The 12,070-nt window shown below is 57.0% G+C and carries 10 protein-coding genes; 2 read left to right on the top strand and 8 right to left on the bottom strand.

What is annotated here, in order from left to right; all coding sequences use genetic code 11:
* Positions 1–53: 53 nt before the first annotated feature.
* The gene (locus ACODTZ_RS22600; protein ID WP_489028216.1) at positions 54–1,028 is read left to right on the top strand and encodes an aldo/keto reductase; all 975 of its coding nucleotides are present in this window, start codon (positions 54–56) and stop codon (positions 1,026–1,028) included.
* A 130-nt stretch (positions 1,029–1,158) separates the two neighbouring features.
* The gene (locus ACODTZ_RS22595) at positions 1,159–2,382 is read left to right on the top strand and encodes a Shedu immune nuclease family protein (protein WP_489028214.1); all 1,224 of its coding nucleotides are present in this window, start codon (positions 1,159–1,161) and stop codon (positions 2,380–2,382) included.
* A gap of 32 nt (positions 2,383–2,414) precedes the next feature.
* On the opposite strand, the gene ACODTZ_RS22590 is transcribed toward ACODTZ_RS22595, so the two are convergent.
* From ACODTZ_RS22590 to ACODTZ_RS22555, 8 genes are all read right to left on the bottom strand, one after another.
* On the bottom strand, positions 2,415–3,251 hold the full coding sequence (locus tag ACODTZ_RS22590; protein WP_489028212.1) for a TIM barrel protein: 837 nt from the start codon (positions 3,249–3,251) through the stop codon (positions 2,415–2,417).
* A 119-nt stretch (positions 3,252–3,370) separates the two neighbouring features.
* Entirely contained in the window at positions 3,371–5,218 is a 1,848-nt protein-coding gene (gene iolD, locus ACODTZ_RS22585; RefSeq protein ID WP_489028455.1) for a 3D-(3,5/4)-trihydroxycyclohexane-1,2-dione acylhydrolase (decyclizing), read from the bottom strand.
* A gap of 456 nt (positions 5,219–5,674) precedes the next feature.
* A complete protein-coding gene (locus ACODTZ_RS22580) occupies positions 5,675–6,586 on the bottom strand; it encodes a MurR/RpiR family transcriptional regulator (RefSeq protein WP_489028210.1) in 912 nt (303 codons plus the stop codon).
* Positions 6,587–6,728: 142 nt separating this feature from the next.
* Positions 6,729–7,676 carry a substrate-binding domain-containing protein gene (locus ACODTZ_RS22575; RefSeq protein WP_489028208.1) on the bottom strand — a complete coding sequence of 316 codons (948 nt, stop codon included), beginning with the start codon at positions 7,674–7,676 and terminating at the stop codon, positions 6,729–6,731.
* Between the two features lie 76 nt (positions 7,677–7,752).
* Positions 7,753–8,769 (bottom strand): ABC transporter permease, encoded by a 1,017-nt coding sequence (locus tag ACODTZ_RS22570; protein WP_489028206.1) that lies wholly within the window; start codon positions 8,767–8,769, stop codon positions 7,753–7,755.
* Complete coding sequence (locus ACODTZ_RS22565) at positions 8,738–10,258, bottom strand: sugar ABC transporter ATP-binding protein (RefSeq protein ID WP_489028204.1); 1,521 nt, start codon at positions 10,256–10,258, stop codon at positions 8,738–8,740. Before ACODTZ_RS22565 ends, ACODTZ_RS22570 begins: the two co-directional genes overlap by 32 nt.
* Before the next feature lie 2 nt (positions 10,259–10,260).
* Positions 10,261–11,247, bottom strand: a complete 987-nt coding sequence (locus ACODTZ_RS22560; protein WP_489028202.1) for a hydroxyacid dehydrogenase — start codon at positions 11,245–11,247, stop codon at positions 10,261–10,263.
* Between the two features lies 1 nt (position 11,248).
* Entirely contained in the window at positions 11,249–12,067 is an 819-nt protein-coding gene (locus ACODTZ_RS22555) for an HpcH/HpaI aldolase family protein (RefSeq protein WP_489028200.1), read from the bottom strand.
* Positions 12,068–12,070 lie beyond the last annotated feature (3 nt).

Genomic DNA, 12,070 nt, shown 5'->3' with positions numbered 1-12,070 from the left:
GGGGCCGTCAGCTTTGTTGCGTCGTACTGTGCATTTCCGAGGACCCGACTATAATGGAAAAGCGTGTGAAAAGACGTCAGATCGGAAAGACGGGACTGGAAGTGACCGAGGTTTGTTTCGGCACTGCCCCGCTCGGCGAGATGCCAGACACCTACGGTTATAGCGTCGACGAAGCGACCGCCCGCGAAACAATCCACGCCATCTTCGACGGGCCTGTGAACTTTATGGACACCTCCCGAAACTACGGGTTTGGCCGTAGCGAGCAGAGGATCGGTGCTGCAATTCGAGAGCGCGGCGGCACTCCAGAGGGGTTCGTTTTGTCTACAAAGCTCGACAGGGACATGGAAACGGGCCGCTTTGACGCAGACCAGGCCCGCCGCTCTTTCGAGGAAAGCTTGACGGCGCTTGGGCTGGATCGTGTCGATATTCTCCACCTCCATGATCCCGAGTACTCTGACGACCTCTCGGCAATCACGCGACCGGGTGGCGCACTCGATGCGCTGTTCCGTATCAAGGAAGAAGGACTGGCGACGGCAGTCGGTTTGGCAATGGGACGTGTGGACATCATGCTGCCGCTCGTCAGGGAGCGGCCGTTCGACGTCATACTCAGCCATAACCGCTACACGTTGTTGAACCGCTCAGCGAACGAACTCTTCGATTACGCTCATTCGCAAAGCATCGGCATTCTCAACGCCGCTCCCTATGCCGGCGGTGTGCTGGCAAAGGGTAGTTCAAATGTCTCGCGCATCACCTACCAAGACGCTGACGACGTAGCCTTAGAGCCAGTAAGGCAGATTGAAACCATTTGCGCCAAGCATTCGATCGCACCAGGCGCAGCGGCCCTTCAGTTCTCTCTTATTGACCCGCGGATCGCGTCGACGGTGATTGGCGTGTCCAAGCCCGGCAGGATCGACCAGACGATCGGATGGGCGGCCGCCGACATTCCCCTAGAGATGTGGAACGAGTTGCGAGGACTCGAATTCTCGGCTCAGGACCCGGAAGCCCAGCGCGAGTATCGGCCAGGTTGACGTCGGGCATCGACCCGACGTCAACGAGGCCATCGTGCCAAGCAAAAATGCTCCGACTACGGGCACTTGCTATCTTGATAATAATTGAGCAGTAGGTTGTAGTCTTAGCCGGGATCAACTAGGCGCGCTCATGTCCGAAAACGATGAGACATATTTTTGGGGACGCCTGCCTCATTGGACCTATTTTTCAAAACGGATAAGCAAAATCTTCGAGCGGGATGTGACCCCTCGCAGGTTCTTGCACCGCATCATTGAAGGCAAGGGAGGCATCATCGCGATGAAGGAAGGCAAGGAGGTCGTCCTTCGCAACCAGGAGGGCGCGCGCTACCAGCTAAAGGCGACCTTATATGAAAGCGACCAGCAGATAACCAGCCTCACTTTTCAGAAGTGGAACAGCAAGGGCGGACCGCACAAAGAGATCGCCTTCTCGCTCTACGGTCGAGAAATTGATGAACTGCTGACCTTCATTAAGTCGGCGGAGACCATGATTTTTGTAGATGAGCAAGGCGGCCGAGTTCCTGACCGTGAACAGGTTCAGGCGACGTTCGACCGGAGGCAAATCGCCAAGTTTCTGATCGAAGACCCGGTGATGCTCAATGCCGTGCTCGACGCGGACGTTCAGGCGCAGGACATTTTCGGGCTGGCCAAGCGACGTCGCGAGTTGAGTTACTTCCGCCGAATGCTAGACGACGTCGAGTTTCGTCAAACGGAGGCGCAGGCACATGGTGGCCTGGAACTAGCTTGGCAAGCCTTCTTCGAGCGAAACACCTGGATATTCGGCTACGGCCTATCCTATCTTGCCCTTTCGGCTCTGGATGGAAAGGCATTACGCAACAAGGTTGCAGGGTACAATATTTCCGGCCGAGGGAAGGAAGTTGACGGCTTGCTCAAGACTGTCGCTGCGATCAATTCTCTCTGCTTTGTCGAAATCAAAACATCGGACACAGGTTTGGTGAAAGCGTATCGACCAGGAGTCTTTTCGCCAAGCACAGAGTTGGCTGGTGCCGTGTCACAGATACAGGTGACCGTCCAGCGCGCCTTGGAAAATCTGACTGAGGAATTCCGACCGATCCATAGCGAGACCAGCGTACCAACAGGAGAGACGCTTTTTCAGTTCCAGCCGCGGTCGTTCCTGGTTGTCGGCAACTTAGATCAGTTTCAAACGCCAAACGGAACGAACAAGGACATGTTTAGGTCGTTCGAACTTTTTCGTCGATCACTTAGATGGCCCGAGGTGATGACGTTTGACGAACTATATGCCCGAGCGAAGTTTATCGTGGATGACGAAGAAACACCCGTCACGAGCCAAGAAGGAAGTGTTGAATACATACCAGCGGCCAATTACGAGCGATAAAAGCGGTACTTCTCGCCCGGACGTAAAAACTATCAGATGACAAGTTCCCCGCGTAGGTAAGCTATACTGGCCCCGATACTGCTCTCGACATTTCGATCCGAATGAACAGACGATGCGAAGGGCTCATATGAATGGGCTCCGCGATAGCCGAGAGACGCAAGGCTCCTAATCTGCTGTACGTTACCCAGCCAATCACGGCCATCGACCAGCACCCGATCGCTATCTTTCATCTGATCGGGGCTCAGCTCGCCATCGACGACACCGGAAATATGGACAATTCCTGTCATGTCAGGGAAAAACTCGGTCTCACCCGAAAGGTGATGATGGAATGTGTCGTGGACCAGTCGGAAATGCTCTCGCCCGCCCACGGCGTCGATTGCCGCGACTGCCTCTCGCTTGTAACGGAGTGAAGACGACTTGAAGCCCAAAGGTTCCACGAGCGCAATTAGACCAGCATCCCTCAGCAGTGGAAGCACCTTGGACAGGGCCGACTGTATGTCGCTGAGCCGCTCACCGTCCGCCTGTTTAGCCCCATCGTTGCTGGGAATCAGGCTTATTGACTCCGCGCCACTTTGTAGGGCTTCGTCGATCAGCCGCTTCACTTTGCCGTAGATGTTTTCCGACCAACGATTGAAGCCGTACACCTCGGACAATCCAAGGAGCCGGACGTTTTTCTTACGCGCATATTCGCCGATTTCCGCCGGAGTGTGGCCGTCGAAAAAGGCCGCAGTGCTCACGCCCTTGTCGACGAGGTCATTTCGAAGCTCGACGCCCTGACAACCGAGGTTGGCTGCAAGGTCGATGAATTCCCGAACGGGAAGAGCCGGGGCAACAATCTGGTTAAGTGCGAAATTGATCTGTTCAGGCAACGCTCGAACTCCGGATATCGTAGTGAAAGGCCACGGTCCTTGCCCATTCGCGGAAATGAGCGGACCCACGGCGTGTCAGCCGAAACCGCCACACCGGAATTGAGAAGGATACGCCCAGATTAAGCGCCGACCCGTTGACGCTTGCGTCCAGCTTGCTGGTCCTTGGCGGCGGCATTGACTTCCGCCCTCTGGCTGACCTGCGGGACACCGACGTCCCACCAGGCATCGCCCGGCGTCCAGGCGAACGCGTCAGATACAATCGTTAGGACGGTCGTGCGATCCGTAGACTGAGCCCATTCCATCGCGGCACCCAGGTCCGCCAGGCTTTCGACGTGGCGGGTCAATGCACCCATGGCTTCGGCGTGCTTGGCGAAATCAACCGCGAAGGGCTCTTTTACTTTGCAATCCTTGATGAGGTTGTTGAAACCCGGGGTGCCCTTGGCGTTTTGAAGTCTGTTGATCACGGCATAGCCGCCGTTGTCGCAAACGATCAGGATCATCTTGTGGCCGGACAGCACCGTCGAATAGACGTCCGAATTCATCATCATGTATGTGCCGTCTCCGATCATCACGATCGGAGTTCTCGTCGGGTCAGCCATCGCCGCGCCCCATCCGGCAGCGATCTCGTATCCCATACAAGAGAAACCGAACTCGCAGTCGAAGGTGTTCGGAGCCTTGACGCGCCAATTCTTCATCACCTCACCGGGGAGACCGCCGGCGGCCGTGATGAGAAGGTCGCGATCCTTTGCCTTCGAGTTCACGATCCCGACGACCTGAGCATAGGTCGGCACGGCCGCGTTCGTGGGCTTCTGATATCCATCAAGGGCATCGTTCCACTTGGCGAATTCCTCTGCGCCCTTTGTCGTCCAAGCTTCGTCGGCACGGTAGCCTTCCAAAGCGGTCGCCAATTCGGACACGGTCTCCAATGCGTCGCCGACAACTGCTACAGCGCGATGCTTGTTTGCATCGAAGCGCGCCGCGTTGATTGCAACGAACTTTGCATCCGGCGAAAACACAGTCCAAGACCCTGTGGTGAAATCCATCAAGCGGGTGCCGACCGCCAGGATGACATCGGCGTCTCCGGCCATGGCGTTCGCAGATGTCGAGCCGACGATCCCGATAGGACCGACGTGGGCAGGATGATCGTGGCTTACCGTGCCTTTTCCTGCGATCGTTTCACAAAGAGGGATGCCATGGCGTTCAGCGAGCTCGGAAAGCGCCTCGCTGGCACCCGAGTAGCGAACCCCGCCGCCGGAAATGATCAGTGGACGTTTGGCGGCCTTTAAGACCCTGACGGCCTCTTCTAGCGACTGGCGATCGGGACGCGGGCGCGGCGAACGATGAAGGGTCGGTTCGAAGAAGCTTTCCGGATAGTCCCAGGCGATTTCTTGGACATCCTGCGGGAGGCCAATGAACGCGGGGCCACAATCGGCGGGGTCGAGCATGGCTGCTACCGCCTGCGGCAGCGATGCAATAATTTGCTCAGGATGGACGATGCGATCCCAGTACCTTGATACCGGCTTGAAGGCGTCGTTCACCGTGATCGTCGGATTGCCGTAGTGCTCAACCTGCTGCATGACCGGATCAGGACGACGGTTTACGAAAGTGTCGCCGGCCAAAAGGAGGATTGGCAAACGATTGGTGTGGGCAACACCTGCTGCCGTTACCATGTTCAGCGCACCCGGACCGATCGAAGCCGTTGCGACCATGATCTGCCGCCGCCGAGTCGCCTTCGCGAACCCGATTGCCGCGAGCGCCATCGACTGTTCGTTCTGCCCACGCCATGTCGGAAGGACATCCTTGACCGCCTCGAGCGCTTCCGAGAGGCAGGTCACATTTCCGTGGCCGAAGATACCAAATAAGCCTGGGAACAGCGGCTCGCGCTTCCCGTCGATTTCGGTAAACTGGTTGCAGAGATAACGCACCAAGGCTTGAGCCATGGTCAAACGAACGGTATTCATATCCATCCTCCCAATCGGCTGATCTGCAGCACGATTTCTAATATGGGAATTTTTATTGCAGATTTTCAGAACGCGCAAGCTTTTTTGCGAATTGGGCTGAATTCCATTGGAGGCCGGGAAATTTTCGAGATGGCACTGCTCGCGCCTACCTATCAGTCTGCGCTCGAAGCATTGAAGGAAAGCAGTCCGCCTGGGGACAGCGCGCCAATCGATCGGTTCCTGGCATCAAACGGGTTTCCCCTACCCATCCCGTCGACAAGCGATTACTTCGGGATGTCTCCACCAGCACGGGCAAAAATGGCTTCTTGTTCAATACCGCTCTTACGACCCCTCGCAGGCATTCAGCATTCAACCAGACATGATGTCTGTCGTATCAAACATTCCATCGGCGGGACGTGAGTTGCCGATGAAACGGTGAAGTTTTCCGACAAGTCGATCTACTGAGAACGCCACAAAGCAGGCTCAAGATTTCCGGCGAAGGTTCTCGGTCACAGTGGGGATTCGCGGCGCTCCGCTCTCGTCAACCTGCAACATCGCGGCCAATGAAACCGCGATACACTGGGTGAGGCAGATCGGAGCCGCGAGACTGCGTGAGAACGAATACTCGTCCTCCGGCACAGTGAACAGGACAGCGGCGTTTTTAGCCAATGGAGATAATTGACTGTCAGTGATGGCGACCATAGGGGCACCGTTCTGGGCAGCAACATCAGCGATGGCGACCACTTCCTTCGCATAGTGGCGAAAGGCTATTGCGACCAGCACATCTTTTGGACCCATGACTTGAGCCATTTCGGGAGCAAGGCCGCCAGCCGGATCAAGCAGCACCACTCGACGTCGCAACATGGACAAAACATATCGAAGGAAGCGCGCGATTGGCTCTGAACGCAGCTGACCTGCGATGAAAATGGTGTCCGCGTCCTTCAATACTTCCGCAGCACGCTGAAGGTCGTCTTCCGTGACAGAGCCCAGCATTTCTTGGAGGGTCGCGATATCACGGACAACTAGGTCATGGAGGAAGCCAAGATTGCCTTTTTTCTTGGTCTTTTCGAGATCGGCATCCAATGCGCTGATGCGTTCACGATATCCGGGTGCGGCGGTCGACAGGCGGGTCTGAAACACCGACTGGAGCTGCTTGAAGCCAGAGAAACCAAAATTCTGGGCAAACCGGACAAGGATCGACGGATGCGCCCCGCACTGCTCCGCAATAAAGTTGATCGACTGCATTGCGACCACATTCGGGTTCTGCGTGAGATAGCGGGCTACCTGCTGGAATCGCTCACTGAGAGTTGGGTACGCTTTCGTTATCTCGTTTACGAAGCTTTCGTAGTTGGCGAGATTTGCCGGCGGTTCCGTCGTCTGTTTCGTCCGTGGCATTCTGACGGCTCCCATTCGCTCGCATATTCTTTGCCGAAGCGGCTAATGAGCATATTTCTCAGAGGTATTGCAAGATTCCGTTTTCTGCAACGAAATATGTGGAGGCGCTACGCGCGCCTCCACGGTCCATATCCGATTTTGCTCAGTAAGGTGCGTCTGGGAAATAATATTCGGCTGCATTGTCCTTGGTGATCAGCGGGCTGCCGAGAACGTACCGACCATTGATGGGTGCCTGGGTAGCAAACTTCATTGTCGTCAGTTCGATCGCGGGAATGATCAATGTCGGAGGATAGAAGATGTCGGCATCCACCATCTCATTGCCATCCTGCACCAGTTTGATGACCTTGTTCATGCCGGAACCACCGAGGACAGTGACGCCTTTTCGATCCGACTGCTTGATAGCCTCGACAGCACCAAGAGCGGCGTCGTCATCGCCAGCCCAAACGCCATCGATCTTGGGGAAGCGCTGGAGATAGTCCTGCATGACCTCGAAACCCTTGTCCGGATTCCAGTTGGCATATTGCATATCGAGCACCTCGATTTTCGAGTCCTTCAAGGCGGCTTGGAATGCATCGATACGGATATTGTCGATAGCTGTCGGAATGCCGCGCATCACGACGATTTTGCCACCGTCTGGAAACTTCTTTTTGAAGTATTCGGCTGCCGCTGTGCCGTACTGAGGGTTATCGCCGCCAACATATAGGTCTTCGATGTTCTTTTCGGCCAAGCCACGGTCGACGACAGTGACGAATACGCCCTTCGCCTTTGCCGCCTTGACAGGTTCGGTAAGGGGATCGGATTCCTGCGGGAGAACCACGAGGGCGTTGATTTTGCGGCTCATCAGGTCTTCGATGTCATTCACCTGCTGAGTTGCGCTTGAGGACGTGACAACGACGAAGTCGATGTTTGGAAACGCCTTTTTCATCGCTTCAACGGTGCGTTTGGTGTGATAGACAAGTCCGCCCGTCCAGCCATGATCGGCCGCGGGAATGGAAATCCCGATCGTTGCGTCGGCGGCAAACGCCGCCCCCGATGTTGCGGCCAGTGCAAAGCCACCAGCAGCTATTATGTTTCTAATCCTACTCAGCATCTAATTCCCCTCCCAGTGGGACTTGGTAATGAGACCGCGGAAATGCGGAACTCGATATTTTAGGGGACCCACTGGGTCATCCCTGAGATCGATCGCGCTGCAAAAGAACCGCGATGACAATGATTGCACCTTGCACAGCACCGTTCAGATACGGACTGATGAAGCCGGTCAGGTTCAGAATGTTGCTTATGAAACCGAGGATCAGGACGCCGACAACCGTGCCCCAAACTCGTCCAAATCCGCCACCGAGAGCGGTCCCGCCGATGATCACCGAGGCAATAGCTTCAAGTTCCCACATAAGGCCTGTCGATGGGGTGGCTGCGCCGAGACGCGGCACATAAATGACGGTGGCAATGCCAACGCAGAGGCCCTGGATGACGTACGTGAGAATCCGGACCCGATCGACGGGGATCGCCGAGTAAAGGGCGACGTAGCGGTTTGAGCCAATAGCTGCCACGTGCCGACCAAAGCGGGTACGCCTCAACACGGCTTCCGCGACGATTGCGATCACGATGAAGACGAGTATCGGGACGGCCACACCGCCGACCGAGCCATAGTAGATCGGGCGCGCCGCGTCGCGGAGCGAGAAATCCAGTGAGATTGAACCCCCGTCGGAAAGCCACGTCAGGACGGATCGAAAAACGCCCATAGTCCCAAGAGTTACGATAAAGGCTTCAACACGACCTTTGACGATCATCGCCCCGTTCACGAAGCCGGCCGCCGCGCCCAAGAGCAGCGAAAATGCGATCCCCGCCGCGACCAGAAGCCACCCCGTTCCGAATGAACCGGTCGCCTTGTTCATGACCATGATCGCAACACCGGCGACGAGCGCGGAAAGCGATCCAACAGAGAGGTCCAACCCGCCGGCTGTGATTACGAACGTCGCTCCGATAGCGATGATTCCGATAATCGCGCTTCGGGTGAAGACGTTGGAAAGGTTTTCCGCTCCAAGGAAGCTGCTGCTCATGAGCGAGCCCACGATCATCAAGATGATCAAAGCCAGGAGTGGCCCCGCCGCTTCCACGGTCTTGATCGCCTTTTGACGGCCCGTGCCACCGGCACTACCGACGTGCGTTGCCGAGATATCGGACATTGTCTAGCTCCTCCTGAACTCCCATCGCGAGCCTGATGATCTCGCTTTCATTGATCCGATCGCCGACAAGCTCTCCGACAGTCTTGCCCTTGCGCATCACCACTACCCGGTGGGCCAAACCAACGATCTCCTGCATCTCGGAAGACACTACGACGATGGCCTTGCCTCGCTCGGCCAGGTCAGTGATGATTCTGTAGATTTGCTGCTTGGCACCGATATCGACGCCGCGCGTCGGCTCGTCGAAAATGACGAGGTCGGGATCAGTCGCCAGCGTCTTCGCGATAAGCACCTTCTGCTGGTTTCCACCACTGAGAGCGCCAGCCGTCACATCGACTCGACCTGATCGAATGTCGTACGCTGCGATGGCTTCGATAAGCTCCGCACGCTCGGCCTTCTTGTCTATCCATCCTCGGCCCGACAGCGCTCCCGACGTTAGCGCGAGGTTGACGTCGAGTGGCTTCCCGAGAAGAAGCCCTTTGGCTTTCCGATCTTCGGTCAAATAGGCTATACCGAGTTGCCAAGCCTCGCGCGCACCCGGCAGGTTTCTAGCACGCCCGTTCAAGCGAAATTCCGTGCACACTGCAGGGCGCAAACCACAGATTGCCTCAAAGAGTTCCGTGCGACCTGACCCGACCAGCCCAGCGATACCAAGAACTTCGCCGCGTTTGACTGTGACCGAGGCGTCTACGACGAAGCCTGCGCTGGCGATATTCTGCACTGAAAGAGCATCGACCGTCTTCTGTGGAGGACGCTTTGGCGGGTAGATTTCCGCAAGTGGCCGGCCCACCATCGCTTCGGCCATCTGCGCCTCGCTCAAGTTGGAGGCGACCTCGAGGCGAACGATTTGGCCATCTCTTAGAATGGCCACTCGGTCGGCGATCTCCTTGACCTCGTCGAGGCGGTGCGAGGTGAATATGACCGATCCACCGCTTTCCCTGAATTGCCGAACCTTGTCGAAGAGGCGCGCAGCCTCTGTCCCAGAAAGGACTGCTGTTGGCTCGTCCATCAATATAAGGCGAGGATCGCGCGCGAAAGCCTTCGCCAACTCAATCATTTGCCAATCCGAAACAGGAAGGTCTTTGAGCGTGGACCGTGGCTTCGCAGTAGAACCGAGCTGAGCCAATGTCTCTGATGCCAGCTTCTCCATCGCCGTCGTGTCGGTGAACGGTCCTTTCCGAATCTCCCTGCCAAGAAACACATTTTCCGCAACAGTCAGGTGCGGCGCGAGACAGAACTCCTGATGGACCATGATGATACCAACGGTCTCAGCGTCTGTGAGCTTGGCAGGTGCTTTGCGACCGTCGAAACGGGCTTCGCCGGCCGTCTGGGCAACCAAACCGGCGATGATCTTCATTAATGTGCTTTTCCCGGCCCCGTTCTCACCGACAAGGGCGAGGACCTCTCCAGGCTGAACCTCAAGATTGATGCCTTTCAGAACGGGGACTTGCCCGTATGACTTTGTGACTTCAGTTAGAGAGAGTAGCGCCATCGTTATGCTCCGACGGCCGTGCCGGCGGGCCCCGACACCTGATCTTGGTTGACGACCAACGAGCGGTCGAGCTGACCTTCAAAGAAGTTAACGATGTTCGTGGCAGCCGAGATTGCCATGCGTCGGGCGCAGGCTTCGGTGAGACCCGCGTTGTGCGGCGAGAGAACCACCCGATCGCACCGGAGAAGCGGATTGTCGTCAGCGGGAGGTTCCTCGCCAAAAACGTCAAGGCCAGCGGCGGCCAACCGTCTAGCGTCGAGCGCCTCGACCAACGCTACCTCGTCTATCAAGCCCCCCCGCGCGGTATTGATCACGATCGACGACGGCTTCATCAATGCCAATTCGGCGCGGCCGATCAGGGGTTGGTCGCCAACCTTGGGAACGTGAAGGGAAACGACATCGGCGACCCGAAGGCCCTCACCGAGATCAGCGACGGGTTTTGCACCCCGAGCTAGGATAGACTCATCCGCCTGAAAACGGTCGTAGGCAAGGACATCCATTCCAAGGGCAGTTGCGATCTCGGCGAGACGTCGTCCAATGCGACCGAAGCCCACCACAAGAAGAGTCCTGCCATCGAGTTCGGCGCAGTCGAGACTGTTCCGGTAATTCCAGTCTCCAGCTCGAGTGCGTTGATCGAAAACCACCGTTCTGCGGGCGGCAGAAAGCATCAGCATCGTAGCGTGTTCCGCGACGGCTCGAGAATTCACATCTCCGACGACCGCTAGGGGAATGCCGCGGGCGTTTAGCGCCTGTACATCGACCGCGTCATATCCAACACCGTGGCGGGACACGATTTTAAGATTTGGCGCGGATGCGATGTAGTCTCCAGGAAGCGGCTGCGTCCGGATCAGGATCGCGTCGGCGTCCTTTAGGAACGGCTGGTAACTCGACGAGGACACCTCTTCGACGTAATCAACCTGCACGCCCGGCCGATCCAGCACTGCCAAGCCGTCGGGATGGATTTTGCCTGCGACCAACACGCGGACCATTTTAGTATCCTCCCTTAGCGTTGGCGTCGCTCGGGCCGGAAGCGCCACTGGTCAACTCGCGAAACTTCTTGACGCTTGCCTCGGCCGCACCGGCGAGCAATCGAACATCGTTGGAAACCGTGACGAGGTCGAAGCCCCAACTAACTGCCTCGGAGGCATATTCGGCGGTTCCGTTATGGAGTGCGGCGCGCTTCCCGGCCGCATGTGCCCGCTGGAGGATGTGCTTGATCGCATCGATCATTTCAGGCTCTCTGCGATCAAAACCGGGAGCGTATTTCCGCCCCTGCAGACCGAGCGTGAGATCGGCAGGGCCGATGTACACACCATCGAGACCTGGCGTTGCGAGGATGTCTTCCAGGTTTTCGAATGCCTGGGCTGTCTCAATCATCGCGAGGCAGATCATCTCGTCGTCAGCTTCGTCGGCATATCCTGCACCCGCGGAAAAGAGCGCGCGGCTCGGACCGAAGCTACGGACGCCTTTAGGCGGGTAGCGGACGTAAGAGACAAGCTGTTCAGCTTCAGCACGAGTATTGACCATTGGGCAGATCACGCCGTATGCACCCGCATCGAGAGCTTTCATGATATCGGCCGGGTCCAACCAAGGAACGCGGACCAGCGGAGTAATCCCGCTTGCTCGCATTGCCTGCAGCATGGGCACCGCGCCGTCGTAGCCGACAATGCCGTGCTGCATGTCGATCGTGATGGAATCGTAACCCTGCGCCGCCATGATTTCGGCACTGAACGAGTTGGCAATCGACACCCAGCCGTTGAGCACAGGTTTCCCATCCGCCCAAAGGCGTTTAATTCCGTTCTTGATCATTTT

It is taken from the genome of Rhizobium sp. FG113 (genome assembly GCF_057809895.1).
This window is presented reverse-complemented; position numbering and strand designations above follow the sequence as displayed.